Origin of the sequence: Nocardia yamanashiensis NBRC 100130, assembly GCF_001613325.1 — a bacterium.
GTDB lineage: Bacteria > Actinomycetota > Actinomycetes > Mycobacteriales > Mycobacteriaceae > Nocardia > Nocardia yamanashiensis.
This window is the reverse complement of sequence record NZ_BDCD01000023.1, coordinates 84,930-101,815: the sequence shown is the minus strand read 5'-3', so window position 1 is coordinate 101,815 and position 16,886 is coordinate 84,930. Positions and strand designations below refer to the sequence as shown.

At 68.6% G+C, this 16,886-nt stretch carries 17 protein-coding genes and 1 tRNA gene; 10 read left to right on the top strand and 8 right to left on the bottom strand.

What is annotated here, in order from left to right; genetic code table 11:
- The first annotated feature begins 94 nt into the window (after positions 1-94).
- From NY1_RS27265 to NY1_RS27250, 4 genes are all read left to right on the top strand, one after another.
- The gene (locus NY1_RS27265; protein WP_067719304.1) at positions 95-646 is read left to right on the top strand and encodes an Rv2240c family protein; all 552 of its coding nucleotides are present in this window, start codon (positions 95-97) and stop codon (positions 644-646) included.
- A gap of 239 nt (positions 647-885) precedes the next feature.
- Positions 886-1,308 carry a DUF3052 domain-containing protein gene (locus NY1_RS27260; protein ID WP_067719616.1) on the top strand — a complete coding sequence of 141 codons (423 nt, stop codon included), beginning with the start codon at positions 886-888 and terminating at the stop codon, positions 1,306-1,308.
- A 106-nt stretch (positions 1,309-1,414) separates the two neighbouring features.
- Positions 1,415-1,879: a peroxiredoxin gene (locus NY1_RS27255; protein ID WP_067719301.1), complete on the top strand. Its 465-nt coding sequence runs from the start codon at positions 1,415-1,417 to the stop codon at positions 1,877-1,879.
- A gap of 60 nt (positions 1,880-1,939) precedes the next feature.
- Positions 1,940-2,011: transfer RNA gene (locus NY1_RS27250), tRNA-Val, on the top strand.
- A 643-nt stretch (positions 2,012-2,654) separates the two neighbouring features.
- On the opposite strand, the gene NY1_RS27245 is transcribed toward NY1_RS27250, so the two are convergent.
- A complete protein-coding gene (locus tag NY1_RS27245; RefSeq protein ID WP_067719299.1) occupies positions 2,655-4,097 on the bottom strand; it encodes a S8 family peptidase in 1,443 nt (480 codons plus the stop codon).
- A gap of 287 nt (positions 4,098-4,384) precedes the next feature.
- Between NY1_RS27245 and NY1_RS45175 the strand changes: the two genes are divergently transcribed.
- The gene (locus NY1_RS45175) at positions 4,385-5,497 is read left to right on the top strand and encodes a GGDEF domain-containing protein (RefSeq protein WP_067719296.1); all 1,113 of its coding nucleotides are present in this window, start codon (positions 4,385-4,387) and stop codon (positions 5,495-5,497) included.
- Here the strand turns inward: NY1_RS45175 and NY1_RS27235 are convergent.
- From NY1_RS27235 to NY1_RS27225, 3 genes are all read right to left on the bottom strand, one after another.
- Positions 5,476-6,186 carry an HAD family hydrolase gene (locus tag NY1_RS27235; RefSeq protein ID WP_067719293.1) on the bottom strand — a complete coding sequence of 237 codons (711 nt, stop codon included), beginning with the start codon at positions 6,184-6,186 and terminating at the stop codon, positions 5,476-5,478. The two genes, NY1_RS45175 and NY1_RS27235, sit on opposite strands and share 22 nt — an antisense overlap.
- An 8-nt stretch (positions 6,187-6,194) precedes the next feature.
- Positions 6,195-7,709: a mannitol dehydrogenase family protein gene (locus NY1_RS27230; RefSeq protein ID WP_169815400.1), complete on the bottom strand. Its 1,515-nt coding sequence runs from the start codon at positions 7,707-7,709 to the stop codon at positions 6,195-6,197.
- Between the two features lie 209 nt (positions 7,710-7,918).
- On the bottom strand, positions 7,919-8,851 hold the full coding sequence (locus NY1_RS27225) for a sensor histidine kinase (RefSeq protein WP_067719290.1): 933 nt from the start codon (positions 8,849-8,851) through the stop codon (positions 7,919-7,921).
- Between the two features lie 238 nt (positions 8,852-9,089).
- Between NY1_RS27225 and NY1_RS27220 the strand changes: the two genes are divergently transcribed.
- The 3 genes from NY1_RS27220 (at position 9,090) to NY1_RS27210 (ending at position 10,916) form a co-directional block, all read left to right on the top strand.
- The gene (locus NY1_RS27220) at positions 9,090-9,926 is read left to right on the top strand and encodes a SigB/SigF/SigG family RNA polymerase sigma factor (protein ID WP_067719287.1); all 837 of its coding nucleotides are present in this window, start codon (positions 9,090-9,092) and stop codon (positions 9,924-9,926) included.
- A gap of 35 nt (positions 9,927-9,961) precedes the next feature.
- Positions 9,962-10,471 carry an ATP-binding protein gene (locus NY1_RS27215; protein WP_084535379.1) on the top strand — a complete coding sequence of 170 codons (510 nt, stop codon included), beginning with the start codon at positions 9,962-9,964 and terminating at the stop codon, positions 10,469-10,471.
- Between the two features lie 91 nt (positions 10,472-10,562).
- Complete coding sequence (locus NY1_RS27210) at positions 10,563-10,916, top strand: STAS domain-containing protein (RefSeq protein ID WP_233434504.1); 354 nt, start codon at positions 10,563-10,565, stop codon at positions 10,914-10,916.
- Positions 10,917-10,919: 3 nt separating this feature from the next.
- On the opposite strand, the gene NY1_RS27205 is transcribed toward NY1_RS27210, so the two are convergent.
- From NY1_RS27205 to NY1_RS27190, 4 genes are all read right to left on the bottom strand, one after another.
- Entirely contained in the window at positions 10,920-11,363 is a 444-nt protein-coding gene (locus tag NY1_RS27205; protein WP_067719284.1) for a response regulator, read from the bottom strand.
- A complete protein-coding gene (locus tag NY1_RS27200; RefSeq protein WP_369690452.1) occupies positions 11,360-12,973 on the bottom strand; it encodes a sensor histidine kinase in 1,614 nt (537 codons plus the stop codon). The genes NY1_RS27205 and NY1_RS27200 overlap by 4 nt, the downstream gene beginning before the upstream one ends.
- Complete coding sequence (locus NY1_RS27195; RefSeq protein ID WP_084535408.1) at positions 12,970-14,187, bottom strand: PP2C family protein-serine/threonine phosphatase; 1,218 nt, start codon at positions 14,185-14,187, stop codon at positions 12,970-12,972. The genes NY1_RS27200 and NY1_RS27195 overlap by 4 nt, the downstream gene beginning before the upstream one ends.
- Positions 14,188-14,297: 110 nt before the next feature.
- On the bottom strand, positions 14,298-15,056 hold the full coding sequence (locus NY1_RS27190) for a GTP-binding protein (RefSeq protein ID WP_067719281.1): 759 nt from the start codon (positions 15,054-15,056) through the stop codon (positions 14,298-14,300).
- A 132-nt stretch (positions 15,057-15,188) separates the two neighbouring features.
- Between NY1_RS27190 and NY1_RS27185 the strand changes: the two genes are divergently transcribed.
- Together NY1_RS27185 and NY1_RS27180 are read left to right on the top strand one after the other, a co-directional pair.
- On the top strand, positions 15,189-15,635 hold the full coding sequence (locus NY1_RS27185) for a Zn-ribbon domain-containing OB-fold protein (protein ID WP_233434502.1): 447 nt from the start codon (positions 15,189-15,191) through the stop codon (positions 15,633-15,635).
- Positions 15,628-16,827, top strand: coding sequence for a lipid-transfer protein (locus NY1_RS27180; protein ID WP_067719279.1), 1,200 nt, complete (start codon positions 15,628-15,630; stop codon positions 16,825-16,827). Before NY1_RS27185 ends, NY1_RS27180 begins: the two co-directional genes overlap by 8 nt.
- The last annotated feature ends 59 nt before the right edge of the window (positions 16,828-16,886 follow it).

Genomic DNA, 16,886 nt, shown 5'->3' with positions numbered 1-16,886 from the left:
CATCCTTGTCGAGAGTGCGTCCCAGGTCATCATGTCAGCTCGGAATCCGATACGGTTCTCCAGGGAACCGGCCAGTGGCGGAACGGGGAGGACGATGAAGCTGAACCCGCGAAAGTTCGGGTTGGCGTGTGCGGCTGCGGCGGTCGGATTCGGCCTCGTTCTAGCCGGTTGCGCCAACACGGTCGAGGGTACCGCCACCCCGAACCAGGTGCAGGCCACCTCGTACAAAGCCGAGGCCGCCTCGTCCTCGGCGGCCGCTACCTCGTCGAAGGCGGCGGCCGCGAAGGCCAAGGCGATTTCGGACAATTGCACGCCGTTCCGCAAGACGACGGGCACGGCTGTAGATCGCTACAACGACTTCGTGGACGCGCACGACGCGAACGCGGCCGACCAATCCACCAAACGCGATACCGCCGCCAATGCGCTCGAGGACGCCGCGCGCACGGTGGAGACCGGGGTGAACGCCTCGGGTTCGGATCTGCCGGCGGACATCTCGCAGAAGCTGACCGACTATGTGACGGCGGCGCGGGCGCTGGCGGCCGAGGTGCGCAAGACCACCGCCACCTCGCTGGTGGGTCCGCTCAACGACGCCAGCCGCAAGGTGAACGATGCGCTGAACGCGGCCCGCAGCGCCTGTCCGGCCTAGTTCCGCTTCACCCGGTCGTCACCGGCGTGTTCTCGAGAGTTCCGCTCGCGGTTTCTCTCGCGCCCGACTTGTCCGGGTTTTCCGTGCAGGTCACGGGCCTCGAATCGAGTTTTCCCGGCTGCGCCGCCCGACACCGTTACGACATTTCCACCGCGAATTCGGCCGATCGGCTTGCGCTACGGCCGTTTACCATGTTCGCTTGCGAGTACCTACTGTCGGGAGTTGAGGAGGACACCACCGTGGTCGCCGCGGCGGACGCGCAGAACTACGCTCAGAAGCTCGGGATCTCACACGGGTTGGTGGTTCAGGAACTGGGCTGGGACGAGGATACCGACGACGACCTGCGGGCAGCGATCGAGGAAGCCATCGGCTCCGAGCTGCTCGACGAGGACACCGATGAGGTCGTCGACGTGGTACTTCTCTGGTGGCGGGATGGTGACGGCGACTTGGTCGACGAGCTCCTCAACGTCATCACCCCCTTGGCCGATGACGGCATCGTCTGGGTCCTGACCCCGAAAACCGGCCATTCCGGCCACGTGGATCCTGCTGAAATCGCCGAATCGGCTTCCCCGGCCGGCCTGACCCAAACCTCGTCGATCTCGCTCGGCGATTGGTCCGGCAGCCGCCTGGTGCAACCCAAGACGCCCTCGAAGCAGCGCTGACCCTTCCCTTAACTAAGGTTCTAGCCGACGCACCCCGCCGAGCGAGTCGCCTCGCTCGGCGTCCCGGTGTGTACCGGCTCGCCCGCACAGGATGGAGGTTCACCGCATGCCACTCGAGGTCGGCACGCCCGCCCCGGACTTCACGCTGAAGGACCAGAACAACCAGGAAGTAACCCTCTCGTCCTTCCGTGACAAGAAGAACGTCCTCCTGGTCTTCTACCCCCTGGCCTTCACCGGCATCTGCCAAGGCGAACTCTGCAAGGTCCGCGACGAACTCCCCAAGTTCCAGAACGACAACGCCGAAATCCTCGCCATCTCCGTAGGCCCCCCGCCCACCCACAAGATCTGGGCAGCCGAACAGGGCTACACCTTCCCCCTCCTCTCCGACTTCTGGCCCCACGGCGCAGTAGCCCAGCAATACGGCGTCTTCAACGAAAAATCCGGCTACCCCAACCGCGGCACCTTCGTCATCGACAAGGACGGAATCATCCGCTTCGCCGAAATGAACGGCCCTGGCGAGCCCCGTGACCAGGCAGCTTGGGAAAAAGCCCTCGCCACACTAGATTCATAACCCGTTGCCCCGGTTTCGGCCGGCCCGCAACACCGGCCCCGGGTCCACCCGGGACTATCCGGGCGTATAGCTCAGCGGTAGAGCACTGGTTTTACACACCAGCGGTCGGGGGTTCGATCCCCTCTGCGCCCACCCTTCAACCGGCAGGTACCGACAGGTGCCTGCCGGTTTTCTTTGCCCCACGGGCCGATTCGTGGGGCAGAACTCGGGCAGCGGCGGTAGCTAAATTGTTCGTCGAAGGCGCCCTGGCCTATGACGAGCCAACGCCTGGGTGGTCCGGTTGAGTAGACCCCGACGGGCACCGATCGGTTGTGCGGCTAGTAGCTCCTCGATTCGTGCCCAAGGTATGGCGGTGCGGAGCGCGCCGCATTGGCTGGCGAGATTTCCTCCGGCTGCTTCGACACGGGCTACGGCTTCCCGCAGGCGAACCGGTTCTTCGCCCAGTGCTTCCGCCAGCCACAGTAACCCGGGTGCGCACTTGAAGTGGTTGTAGAAGAAACGGGCATCCCGACCGGGGGTCTTACGGCCGTAGTAGCCGGGGCCGTTGTACTCGGCTAGCCATCCCAAGAGATGGTCGCGTTGACTCGGCCATCTCGATGGGGCCCGATTCTGTTCGAAGGCATCGGTGATCGGCTGTCGCGCAGGGAGGCTCTGCACTATTGCGTGAAGTTGGCGCGCCGAGATCGACATCCGTTGTCCAACCGCCCTTGGTTGTGTGGTCTATGGATACGAAATCTATTCGACCGGAGCATGTTTCGGCCAGTGGATTGGCCATCTACCTGTGCAGTTGCGGCAAGGCCTCCAATTGCTGTGTGAGGTCGGTGAGGAGCTGCCTGCGGAGGTGGGTGTTCACGGTGATCCATCGGGCGCCCCAGCCGGGGTCTACCGGGCGGGGGCCGTCGGGGCCGAGGACTACGCCGGGGGCGTCGTTGATGATGCCGAAGAGGATGAACTCCAGGGCCGCATGGATTTCGGGGCGGAGCAGGTGGTTGTGCAGGCCCTGGATGGTGCGGCGTACGTCGGGCATTACTCCGATGCGGTCTGTCGTGGGGTCGGCGCTGGCGGTGCCCCAGCTGGTCAGGAGGGTGCGCATGTATTCGGAGTCGGCTCGAATATTGGTCGAGGACTGGATGAGTACGGCCGCGCCCGCCACGATCGGTGACGCGCCCGAGGTGCCGCCGAAGTCGGTGGTGTAGTCGTCGGTGCGGCGGCTCATCCAGCCGTCGCCCGTGGTATCGATGTTTTCACCCCAGCCGAAGCAGTCCACGCGGCTGCCGAAGTTGGAGAACCCCAGACGCCGGTGCGGTACAGCGGAACTCGCGGCGCCGACCATGATCGCGCCGGAATCCTTGAAGTCGGCGCTGCCGCGCTTCAATACGGTCTTGCCCTTGGTGTCGGTGAATGTGTCCAGATCGTAGGAGCCGTTACCGGCCGCCTCCACGACCACCAGGCCCTTGTCGCAAGCGGCCCGAATCGCGTCGAACACAGCCTCTTCCACCTCGACCGGGACGTAACTGCTGCCACTGGTGGAGTAGACGGTCTGGGCTTCCAGGAGCAGTACGCTGCCGGCCGCCAGCACATTGGAGACGCTCACAATGGCCTCGGCGGTGCTGTAGGCACCCCCGGCTCGATACTGCGAAACCACCGAAAACGTTGCATGCGGCGCGATTCCGACGCCGCCGATGGTGTTGTCCACCGCGCCGAGCTCGCCCAGCACCGCCGTTCCGTGCCCGTGGTAGGCGGTGTTGACTCCGGACAGCAGGGAAATGTTCGCGGCCGCGAGATCCTCATGGTTCAGCGTCCACCCCTGTTCCAAATCGACACAGGCCACGCCCGCACCGGTGATGGATTGCTGCCATGCCCAACGCGCGTCGATGCCGACCGGTGCGGCATCGAGGTAATGCTGTGCGGCATTGCGCGGATCGTCGGCGGGATGCACGGGCGGCGGTGTCGGGCCGCCCTCGACATAGGCGGTCTCGACGGCCGGGTCGGCGGCGAGCTCCTCGGCCAATGCCAAGGCGGTGTCGCGGTCGCGCACGTCGATGCGGCGGTAGCGATCCAGTGGACGCTCGGGACCACCGTGCCCGGGCGGGAGCGGCGCCAGCACGCGCGGATCGAAGTATTTCTCGAGCCGCAGGTCGTTGAGGCGTGAGCCCCGCGAGGGTGGCGGGGCGTCCGCACGCAGCTTCACCACGATGCGGGCGGTGTGTTCGGTCATGGCCGATCCTTCCGGAGAGTTGACTATCTCGTCACGGTGCGCCTGGATCGGCCGGGAGTCGTGCGTAGCGCACTACTCCACTTCTGTCCCAGCGGGTGGGGTGTGGAATGCCGCGAATGCCCGGCGTTTCCGGATTCCAGTGGGTCCCGGAGCCCCGAATATGTGATGTGTCGCACATATCAGGTGGGGAGGGTATTGCGGCCGGAATAGACTTCGTTAGCGCGCCGGGCGGGGTGAACGGCGTGGTCAGGCGGTAGGTAGGTTCCTTCGGTGCCCAGGGGTGGTGCATGCGGGTTGATCTGCGGATGCTGCGGGACTGGTGGTTCGAGGATGTGGACTATCGGTGGGTGGTGGGTGCGATCGCGGCGCGGTCGGCGTTGGGGGTGGTGAAGAACGCGATCGGGTTGTGTGGGCTCGTGGCGCCGGTTATCGCGGTGTTGACGGTGTTTTCGCCGGAATTGCCGCATGGGGTGGGTGGGCGGATCGCGTTGTGGGGGCTGGTGGTGGTGGGGGTGGTTTGGGCGGTGCGGTGGTGGGTGCTGCCGTGGCCGGGGGAGCGGGAGTCGTTGGTGCTGGCGGGGGTTGCGGATGTGTGCATTACGGCGGTTTGCGTACTGAGCCCGGGGTATGCGGTGCGGTCGGTGGGGATGATGCTGCTGTTGGTGGTGGGGGTTTATGTCAGTGCGTTTCATACGCCGAAAGTGCTTGCGGTGCATACATTGTGGGCGCTCGGGTCGGCGGTGGCGCTGGCGGTGCCGCTGTTCGGGGGTGGGGACGTGCGGTCGGCGGTGATCATGATTTTGGGGATGGGCGCGGCGGTGGTGGTGCCGCCGGGTTTGCATTTCGGGTACGGCGCGCTGCGTGGGGCGATGCTGTCGGATCCGTTGACGAACCTGCTGAGTCGCCGGGGGCTCGACTATTACGCGGCGGAGGTGTTCGCGCGGGCCACGCCCGTACCGGTCTGTGTGTTGATGGTGGATCTCGATCGGTTCAAGGCCGTCAATGACACGTACGGGCATTCGTTCGGTGACGAGGTATTGATGCGGACGGCCGATCGGCTGCGTGCGGGTGCGCCGGCCGGGAGCGTGGTGTCCCGTTTCGGCGGTGAGGAATTCGCGCTGGTGGTCCGGACGCCGGTCGAGGCGGCCTTCGACACCGCGCAGCGGCTGCGCCGCGCGATCGCCGAGCCGATCGGTGCGGTCACGGTGACGGCGAGCATCGGGCTCGCGGTCGCGGAAGGGCTGACGGCGGCGGAGACGGGCGGCGAGCGGTGTCCGCTGCGCGAAATCATCTGCGTCGCAGACGATGCGATGTACCGGGCGAAACAGCGGGGCGGTGACGCCGTGGTGGTCGCCCGGTCACCCGGGCCGGCGATGACTCACCACAGCACAGGTGGGTGACGCACACCGTCGTTGACCTCGGCCAGGTAGTCGATGGCGTGCAGCAGGTCGGGATAGACGCGGTGGGCGAGGCCGGTGGTCTCGGCGTTGGCGGGGATCAGGTCGGGGATGAGCAGGCAGCGCAGGCCTGCGGCGTGGGCGGCGCGTAGGCCGTTGGGTGAATCCTCGCAGGCCAGTGTGTGTTCCGGGGTGGTGGCGAGGGCTGCGGTGGCGGTCAGGTAGGGCTCGGGGTGGGGTTTGCCGTGGAGCACGTCTTGGCGGGTGATGATGGCGTCGAAGCGGTGGGCGAGGCCGGTGGCGTGGAGGTGGTGGTGGGTGCGGGGGCGGGCGGAGGAGGTGGCGATGGCGCGGGGGATGGCGCGGCGGTCGAGTTCGTCCAGGAGTTCGGGGACGCCGGGTTTGGTGGTGAGCCGGCCTTCGTCGACCAGGCGGGTGATGGTGGTTTCGTGGGTGTGGAAGAAGTCGTCGAGGGGGAAGTCGGGGCCGAAGGCGGTGGTGGTGAGGGCTCGGCAGGTGTCGGCGGGCATGCCGATGAGGCTGTGGCAGAAACGTTCGGAGAGTTGGTAGCCGAGGTGGGCGCCGGACAGTGTCAGGGATTCGACGGCCAGGCGCTCGGAGTCGAGGAGTAGGCCGTCCATGTCGAAAACGACTGCGCGGATGGGCTTTTCGAAGGGGGATTCGGTGCTCATGGCCGGGCTCACGCTACCTTCCCGAGGTCGGGTCGTAGGCGTCTGGCGATCACGGCGGCGATATCGTCGTGGATGAGTTCGGCCAGGGCGTCGCCTACTTCGCGCTGGGCGCGGTTGAGGTGCGGCAGGGTTCCGAAGATGTCGGTGCGGGCGAGGAAGGCGCGGGCGCGGCGGTGCGGGTCGGGGATGGCGGCCAGCGGGGCCAGTTCGGCGGCCCGGGAATCGATGAGCTCGATTGCGCCGCCGGGGGTTCCGTGCAGGTCGAACCAGCGGATCCAGGCCGCGATCAGGAGTGCGGCGGCGGGGGTGGGGCGGCCCTTCGCAAGGTTCTCGCGCATGGCGGCGGTGACGCGGGGGTGCATCTTGTCCGAGCCGTTGCGGCCGACCCGGGTCATTTCGTGGCGGATGGCGGGATTGCGGAAGCGGCGCAGCAGATCGGTTACGGTGCGGTGCAATTGGAGTTCGGGGAGGGCGAGGGTGGGGCCTTGTTCGTGGAGCATGAATTGGCGGGCGAGGGCGCTCAGGGCGGGATCGGCGGCCGCTTCGGCGATGGTGGGGTGGCCGGCGAGCGCGCCCAGGTAGGCCAGCAGCATGTGGGTTCCGTTGAGCAGGCGCAGTTTCGCCAGTTCGTGGGCGGTGACGTCGGTGACGTATTCCGCCCCGGCCAAGTCCCAGCGCGGGCGTTCGCCGTCGAAGTTCTCGATGGTCCAGGTCATGAACGGTTCGGCGGAGACCTGCGCCCGGTCGTCCACGCCGAGCCGGGCGCCGGCGGTCGCGTCCGCGCCCGAGGCCACGATCCGATCGACCACACTGCACGGGAATTGCACATTGCGCCCGATCCAGTCCGCCAGCCGATCATCCCGCAGCGCGGCGAAATCCAGGACCGCACTGCGCAATTGACGCCCGTTGGCGGTCAGGTTGTCGCAGCTGATCACCACCGGCGGCCGCCCGCCGCGCCGGCGCACCGCCGCCAGCCCGCCCACCAGCATGCCGATCGCCGTGCACGGCTTGGCCGCGCAGCGCAGATCGTGCCGCACCGGATCGCTGCCCGAATCCAGCCGCCCGGTGGCGGGCGCGAGGCAATACCCGCCGGTGGTGACGGTCAGCGTGACGATGCGCACCCGCGGATCGGCGACCCGGCGCACCACGCCGATCCGATCCGAGGGCGCGTGCACCGCCGCGGTGATCGCGCCCACCACTTCCGCCCGCACTGCGCCCTCATCGCGCAGCACGGTGGTGTACAGGTTCTCCTGCGCGCGCAGGGCCCCGACCACATCGGGCCGGGACATGGCGACCGAGGCGATGCCCCACCGCCGGTCGCCGGTGGCGGTCATGGCGTGCTGGGTGATCAGCGCCTGATGGGCGCGGTGGAAGGCCCCGCAGCCCAGGTGCACGATGCCGGTCTCCAGAATGCCGGGGGTGAACGGGGGCCGGGTGACCTCGCGCGGCAGGCCGCGCAGCGCGCCGACGCCGAGCCGTGGTGAAACAGCCACGGTGGTAACCGAATTCGAATTGCTGGACATACCGAGTCCTCCGGAGCATTCGGAATTGTTGGCATGAATGCGACCGATCGACATTGAACTCGGTGCAGAACCCGAACGTAGAACACAATTCGGGAAACTTCGACTGTGATTTCCGGTTTCCTTATGTACCGTCTGTCACAGGTTATCGCCATGAACCCGTAGAGAATTCGTAAAGGCGCACTTGGAAAAGCCGCCGGCGCCGCGCGGAATCAATCGAGGGCCAGCTGCACCAGCAGCGTGGTGCCGCCCGGCCCGGTGTGTATCCGCACCAGATCGGCGAGCTGGTTGATCAGCAGCAGTCCGCGGCCGCCGGCGGTGCGGGCGGGCGCGGGCACCCGGCCCGCGAGCGGATCGGTGATGTGCCCGCCGTCGCTGATCCGGCAGCACAGCCGGTCGTCCTCGGTCCACAACGCCAGCGTCCCGCTGCCGCCGCCCCCGTGCACCACCGAATTGGCGGTGGCTTCGCCGACGATCAGTTCCAGATCGTCCACGTGGGGCTCGCCCATGCCGCTGCGCCCGGCGAAATCGACCGCGGCGTGCCGGACCCGGGCCAGGTCGGCCGCATCGAATTCCAGGCACAGCGCCCCGGCGGGCGGTTCGGGCAGCGGCCGGTTGTAGGCGGCGACGACGTGTTCGGGATCGTAGGCGGCGCTGCGGGTCTCGGCACCGCGGTCGATGAGCACCGGATGGGTCGCATACGCGTCCGCGATCATGTGCGGGGGCAGATGGGTGAGGTCGTACGGGCACAGGATCGTCGCCTCGCGCCCGGCGAAGGCCGCGTTGATCAGCGCCTCGTGCTGCGCGCACGCCGGATACTCCAGTGCCGACCGGCCCGCCCAGATGGGCTCGCCGATGATGCGAACCCGCCGCGTGCGATGCCGGTCGGCGAAGGCGCGCAGCACCCCGGGAATGATCCGGCCGGGATTGCGGCCCTCGACGGTCATGTCCAGCAAGCGCACCGCGCCGGCCTGGGTCCCCAGCGCATCGCGCAGCAGTTCCAGGTTCCAGGTCGGCACGGCCACGGCCACCGGTTCGCCCCGGCGCAGGCCCGTCCTGATGAACTCCACGGTGCCCGCCAGGTACTCGTCCGCATCGCGATAGAACAGCGCGGGATGCCGGAAAGGAGCGGTCGCAGCGGTCATGGGCGAGGCACCTCGGGCGCAGACGGGGGGACGGCCATCAATCGATCATGACCTGCGGTCTCCCCCACGTCGAGACATCGCATGTGTTCATCGCTTCCGACCTCCTCCTGACATCGGTCCGGCAATGCCCCGGCATCGAAGATCGAAACCGATCGCGGCGAACGTGTTTCGGACGTGCCGGTGCGGGTACGAGGCCATTACGGCAACGGAACCCCCGGAACCACAGTGAGGTAGCGCAATGTCAGGTGAACACGCGGATCGGTCGGGACGAACGGTCGACGGCGAGGGCGCCGGTGACTCGTACGACAACATCGAACCGTGGCTGCGGCAGCTGGCCGCCCTGCCACGCGAGGGTGAGGAGCACGCCCGGCTGCGGGAGGAGATCATCCGCCGCTGCCTGCCGCTCGGCGAGCACATCGCGCGCCGCTATGCCGGCCGCGGCGTCGAGGTCGATGATCTGGCGCAGATCGCGGCGGTCGGCGTGGTGCTGTCCGTCGACCGCTTCGACCCGGACAATGGCGCCAGCTTCCTGTCCTACGCGATCCCGACGATCACGGGCGAGGTCAAGCGGTACTTCCGGGACAGCACCTGGGCGGTGCGGGTGCCGCGGCGCATCAAGGAGATCCAGCAGCGGCTGACCTCGGTGATTCCGGAGCTGGCCCAGCGGCTCGGACACCAGCCGACCGCGCGTGAACTGGCCGCGCATCTGGAGGTCGATCTGTTCGAGGTCACCCAGGCGATCATCGCCGGGAACTGCTACACCACCGACTCCATCGACGCGCCCGCGACTTCGGGCGGGGAGGGCGAGGGCACCCTCTCGCCGCTGGATCGCATCGCCGCCGAGGATCCGGGTTACGCGCTGATCGAGGACAGCGTCACCGCCGGTCCGCTGCTGGCGTCGCTGAGCGAACGCGAACGCAGCCTGCTGGTGATGCGGTACGGGGAGAACAAGACCCAGTCCGAGATCGCCCGGGCGCTCGGCGTCTCCCAGATGCACGTGTCCCGGCTGCTCGCCCGGCTGCTGGCCGATATCCGCGAGCGAGCGCTGGAGGACGAGCGGGTGTACGCGGCGTGACGATCATTTACCGGGGTGGGAAGCGAGGTGGCAGGATGCGCGGAACGCGCGACGATACCGTGGTCGCCGACGGCCGGACGCCGGGCGTGCGGCCGCTGCGGGCGAGGGAGCGGGAGATGACCGGCAGCGGGGCGGCGCCGCGGCGCGATGCCGATCGGGTCGGGGTCTGGATCCCCGCGGACGTCCGGCAGTTGCCGTTGTTGCGGTCCATCGCCGAAACCGTGCTGCTGACCGCCGATTTCGGTATCGACGTGGTGACCGATGTGCGGGTCGCGCTGGACGAGGTGATCACCGCCATGATCCTGTCGACTACGCCGGACCGGCGCATCGACTGTGAATTCGGCTACGGCCCGGACCGTGCGGATGTCACGATGTCGGTGGTGACATTGCGGGATGCCTTCGAGCTCAACGACTTCGGCAGGCATCTGCTGAGCAGCCTCACCGACGCGATCGAGATCGACCACGCGGGCTACGACGCCGGATCCGACGGATATCCGTTGACGGTCCGATTCAGCCGGTGCGGGCGTCGCGGTGGTCGCCGGTGAGCGCCGGGCCGGCCGCCCGGCTGTCGCGTCCGCGCACGGTGCGCGGGCGCGTTCGGTACCGTTTCGCGGTGACTTCGTGGAGGGAGTGAGCGTGACCGACAGCGAGAGCTCGCGTCTACTGACCGTTTCGCAGGGCCGGATCGGCGATGCGGTGGTGGTGACCGCGGTGGGTGAGATCGATATCAATTCCGCGGACCTGCTGCGGACCGCGCTCGACGCGGCGGCGGCGGAGCAGGCGGAGACGGTCGTCGACCTGTCCGGGGTGCACTTCATGGGCTCGGTGGGCCTGAGCATGCTGCTGGCCGCGGTGGAGCAGGCCGAGCCGCGGCGGTTGCGCGTGGTGGCTTCGCGGCAGGCGCGCCGGCCGATCGAGGTGACCGGCCTGGACCAGGCGCTGGATCTGTTCGATTCCACCGACGCGGCGCTGGCCGCGGAACCGGCGTGAGCCTCAGGGATTCGAGGGCAGCCGCACGATCTGCACGAAGAACTCGTCGATCTGCTTGATGGCCTGCACGAACTGATCCAGTTCGACGGGTTTGGTGACGTAGGCGTTGGCGTGCAGCTGGTAGCTGCGCAGAATGTCCTCCTCGGCGGCGGACGTGGTGAGCACCACCACCGGGATCGCCGCCAGGTCCGGATCGGCCTTGATCCGGGCCAGCACCTCGCGCCCGTCGTATTTGGGCAGGTTCAGGTCCAGCAGGATGAGATCGGGCCGGCAGGCGTCGGCGTAGACGCCCTGCCGGTACAGGAAGTCCAGCGCTTCCTGGCCGTCGTGGCAGACGTGCAGGGTATTGCCTATCTTGTTGTCCTCGAACGCTTCCCGGGTCATCAATTCGTCCGCCGGATCGTCCTCGATCAGCAGGATGTCGACCGGCCGGCCCGATACCGTCATGGCTGAACTCCTTCGTCGTCGCGGCCGGCGGCCGCATGGTCGGTCGTGGGTATGCCGATCAGGGTGAATTCGACCCGGGTGCCACCGCTGAATTCGGTGTCGATCCGGATTTCCCCGCCGTGCTGTTCGACGATCTTCTTCGTCAGGGCCAAACCGATTCCGGTGCCGTCGTATTCGGTGCGATTGTGCAGGCGCTGGAAGATGACGAACACTTTCTCGGCGAATTCGGGTTCGATGCCGATTCCATTGTCACGCACCGAGAATCGCCAGCCGTTCGCGGCGGGCTCGCATTCGATCACGATTTCCGGGGTGCGGCCGGGCGCGCGGAATTTGACGGCATTGCCGATCAGGTTCTGCCACACCATGGTCAGCAGCACCGGCTGCCCGACCAGCCGCGGCAGCTCGGGCGGCCGGGTGACGACGGCCCCGCTGTCCTCGATCGCGCCGGACAGATTGGCCAGCGCCCGATCCAGCGTCTGCCCGAGCTCCACCGGCTCGCTGCCGTCCCCCATGCGGCCCACCCGCGAGAAGGTGAGCAGATCGTTGATCAGCACCTGCATGCGTTTGGCGCCGTCCACCGCGTAGGCGATGTACTGGGTGGCCCGATCGTCCAATTGCCCGGAATAGCGCTTCTCCAGCAGCTGGCAGAACGAGGCGATCTTGCGCAGCGGCTCCTGCAGATCGTGCGAGGCCACATAGGCGAACTGTTCGAGTTCGGCGTTGGAGCGCCGCAATTCGACGGTCTGGGCGTCGAGGATCAGCTTCTGCTCGTGCAGCAGCGTCCCCTGCTCGCGCGAGGCGTCCAGTTCGGCGACGATATGGCGGCGCATGTCCTCCACCGCCGCCGCGACCGCCCGGACGTCGGCCGGGCCGCGCACCTGGATGGGATGGCCGAAATCGCCCGCGGCCACCCGCCGCGAGGAGTCGGTGAGGTCGCGCAGCGGCCGGTCGACGAGCCGGCGCACCACGACCATGAGCACGGCCGCCGTGGCCAGGAACGCGAGCAGGAAGCCGATCAGCACGCTGTCGCGGACCTTGCGGGCGTGATGGAGATGGTCGGTGTCGGATCGGACCGCGTCGGTCAGATGCTCGTTCTGGGTGGTGAACAGCGCGCGCAGCTCGTCGAAGCGCAGCTTACCGGCGTCGGTGACCGAATCACCCTGGGCCCGGGTGGGATTCGGGACGGCGAGCAGCGGTTCGGCGGCGGCGGCGCGCCATTGCGCGGCGGCCCGTTCGATCGCGTCGGCATCGCCGGAGGACCGGGTGTTGCCGTCTCCCAGCACTTTTCGGAGCCGGTCCAGCGACTGCTGCTCGGCGGTCAGGCCGGACTCGTAGGGCTGCAGGAACTGCCGGTCGCCGGTGAGGGCGAAGCCGCGGATACCGGTCTCCTGATCGCGCAGGGCGGTCTGGAGTTCCAGCGCCGCCCGCTGCGCCGGGAGTGATTGCCCGATCAGCCGGTCGGTCGCGGCGGCGGTGGTGGCGATGACCCGCGCGCCGACGAACGCGCCGACGACCATCAGCAGTGAGACCGAGCCCAGGATCACCCGGAACCAGGCGCGCGTGGTCAGCCCGCTGAGCGGGTGCGATGCCGTTCGCGTTGCCGCGCTCACGATTCCGCCTTCCAGTGCAGGTACAGAATGGCCAGGTCGTCGTCCAGCCCGCCCGCGGCGGCGGCCAGTTCCTCGACCCGGGTGATGAGCCGGTCGAGGAAGCGATGCGGGTGGTCGGCGCCGAGGGTGCGCGCCAGCGCCAGCAGGCCGTCCTCGCCGAGCCGATCGCCGTCCGCGCCGGCCCGGCCCTCGAACAGCCCGTCGGTGAACACCGCCAGCGCGGCGTCGCCGGGCAGGGCGAGGGTGGTGTCGGGCCAGTGCGCGCGGCCCGGCCGGAAACCCAGGGCGGGCCCGCCCGCGACCTCGGCCCAATCCCATTCGGCGCCACGGCGCAGCAGGACACCGGGGTGCCCGGCCCGCCACATCCGGGCGCTGCGCTCGCCCGGCGCGAGGGTGAGCATGGTCGCGGTGGCGAAGGTGCTGCGATCGGAGCGCTCCGCGAGCAGCACCTCCTCCATGATCCGCAGCTGCCGCGCACCGGTGATGCCGCCGAGAACCAGTGTGCGCCAGGCCAATCGCAGCGCCACGCCGATGGCCGCGGCCTCCGGTCCGTGCCCCGAGACATCGCCGACCACGGCGTGCACCAGCCCGTCCGCGACCTCCACCACATCGTAGAAATCGCCGCCGAGCAGGGCGTGGGCGCGCCCGGGCAGATAGCGGGGGACCGCCTCGACCGGACTGTCCGGCCGCAGCAGGGGCGTCGGCAGCAGGCCGCGTTCCAGGCGCGCGTTCTCCGCGGCCCGCAATTGACTGGCCTGCAGCGCGGCGCTGGTGCGTTCGGCTTGTTTGCGCTGGATGGCGTAGCGCACCGCGCGGCCCAGCAGGTCCGGGGTGACCTGGCCTTTGACCAGGTAGTCCTGTGCGCCCGCGGCCATGGCGTCCGCTCCGGCCAGGGTTTCGTCCAGGCCGGTGAGCACCACGATCGCCGCGTCGGTGGCGGCGCGGACCCGGGCCAGCGCCTGCATGCCGTGCGCGTCGGGCAGGTTCAGGTCCAGCAGGACGCAGTCCGGCCGGCGCTCGCGCAGCCGGTGGGCGGCTTCCTCCAGTGAGGACACCCAGCGCAGGCGGATGCCCGCCGGACCGTCCTCGACCAGGGCCTCGACGAGCAGCGCGTCGGCGGCGTCGTCTTCGATCAGCAGCACGTCGGCGGGTATCGCCGCGGCCGGAAACAGCTGGCTGTGCGCCGGATTTCGGGATTCAGGCGGCACGGGCACCACGATTGTCGTTGCGCGTCAACGCTCGGGCTCTCCTCGCTACATTGCGCGAAGCGCAACACAAAGGCCGCCCGGCCGGTTGCTGGACCGTGACGACCGACCCGATGTTATCAATAGTCGAGCGCGTGTTCGGGTTGGCAGACGTCCAGCGGCGAGGGCAGGTACCGGACGATGGCGTCGAGCAGCGGGCCGAGATCGGCGCCGGGTGCCGGAGCGCACAGGATGGGCACGATATCGCCGATGCGGGTGAGCCGGCGGATGCGCTGCCGCAGGCGTTCGGGCTCGAGTTCCGGCGGACCGGCGGCGGTGCGCTGATCCAGTACGGCGCCGACCAGGTCGCGGTACCGGCGCTGCGCGAGATGCCAATGCGGACCGTAGAATTCGGCGGCCGGTGCGGCCAGGGTGCCCAGCGGGATCAGGTCGATGACGCCGTCGAAGGCGGGCCCGGGATCGATCGGGGAGTGCAGCGGCAGGGCGGTCGCGCCGCGGGCGGCGGCGACGGTGGCCACGCAGCGGTCGAAATCGGCTGTGGGCCGGTCGAGTCCGGTGACCAGGCACAGCCGCGCCACCTGATGGTCGTCGGCGACGTGCAGCAGGGTTTCCAGGCGCGCGCTGCCGGGACCGGCGGCGTCCACCACCATGATCAGTCCTTCGGCCACCCGGACGGCGCGTTCCAGTGCGGCGGCCGGGAGCTGGCCGGGCAGTTCGGCGATGCGGATGGTGTGCTCGATCCGGTCCGTGGTGTGGCGGATGGCACCGGTCCGGTCGGCGCGCCCGCGCAGCCGGTGCGCCAGCGGGGCGATCCCGGCCGGGTCGCCGGCGAGCGTGACATTGCGGATCGACTGCGGGTCAATGGCTTCGATGCCCATCGCGTGGTGCTACTCCAGATCGAGACGAGGGTGTCGGCACATCCTCGATCGGTATTCACCGTACCTCCGCGCCGGGCACCGGTGGACGGGATTCCACCCCCAAAATAGAACGTGTTCCTATACGGTCGGGTGGTGCAGAAAGAACAACGCCCCGCCGTGGCCGACTGGTTCACTGCGGACGACGGAGTGGTGCGGCTCAAGGGGAGCCGATGCGAGAACTGCGGTACGCCGTACTTCCCGCGCAACACCCTCGCCTGTCGCAACCCGCAGTGCGACGGGTCCAAGGACGGCTCCGAACTGGTCGAATACCTGTTTTCCACGCGTGGCCGGATCTGGTCGTACGCGGACGCGCGGTACAAGCCGCCCGCCCCGTACGTGTCCGGGGATCCGTTCGAGCCGTATGTCGTCGCGGCCGTGGAGCTCGAGGTCGAGAAGATGGTGATCCTCGGGCAGGTGGTGCGCGAGTTCACCGTCGATGACCTGGCGGTCGGCATGCCGGTGGAGCTGACGCTCGGCACGCTCTACGAGGACGACGAAGCGGAGCACACGGTGTGGATGTGGAGGCCGGTCAATGACTGACACGAATCGCGATATCGCCGTCCTCGGCGCGGGCATGCACCCGTGGGGCAAGTGGGGACGCAACTTCGTCGAATACGGCCTGGTCGCCGCCCGGGCCGCGCTGGCGGACGCCGGGGTGGACCATCGCGAGGTCGGGTACATCGCCGGCGCGGACACCATTCGCAACGGCTACCCCGGGTTCGTGGCGGGCGCGACGTTCGCGCAGGCGCTGGGCTGGTCCGGCGCGCGCATCTCCAGCAGCTATGCCGCGTGCGCGTCCGGCGCGCAGGCCATCGCGAGTGCGCGGGCGCAGATTCTGGCCGGGCTCACCGATGTGGCCCTGGTGGTCGGCGCGGACACCACGCCCAAGGGGTTCTTCCAGCCGGTCGGCGGCGAGCGCCGCGACGATCCGGACTGGCTGCGCTTCCACCTGCTCGGCGCGACCAACCCCATCTACTTCGCGCTCTACGCCCGCCGCCGGATGGCTCTGCACGGCGCCACCCTCGACGATTTCGCGGCCGTCAAGGTGAAGAACGCCCGCCACGGCCTGAACAACCCGTACGCCCGCTACCGCAAGGAAGTGACGGCGGAGGAGATCGCGGCCTCGGCCATCGTCTCGGATCCCCTACGGCTGCTGGACATCTGCGCGACCAGCGACGGCGGCGCGGCGCTCGTGCTGACCTCCATGGACTACGCCCGCAAGCACGGCATCGCCGACCCGGTGCGCATCAAGGCGCTGTCGACGGTCACCCCGACCTTCCCGAAGACCGTCCTGGACCTCCCGGACTTCGCGACCGATTCGGCCGTCGCGGTCGAACCCCCCTCGCGCACTTTCCGTTCCGCCATCGCGCACGCCGCCTACGAGGAAGCCGGGCTCGGCCCCGAGGAACTGTCCCTCGCCGAGGTCTACGACCTGTCCACCGCGCTGGAACTGGACTGGTACGAGGACATCGGCCTGTGCGAGGAGGGTCGCGCCGAAGAGCTGTTGCGCAGTGGCGCAACCACATTGGGCGGCCGCATCCCGGTCAATCCCAGCGGCGGCCTGGCCTGCTTCGGCGAAGCCATTCCCGCCCAGGCCATCGCCCAGATCTGCGAACTCACCTGGCAGCTGCGCGGTCAGGCCGACGGCCGCCAGGTCGAGAACGCCCGCGCCGGCATCGCCGTGAACCAGGGCCTGTTCGGCCACGGCTCGGCGACCATCGTCGCGCGCTGATGTGCTGATCCGCTCTCCGGAACCTCGCGCACCGCGGGGTTTTCCGGAGAGCGGACGCG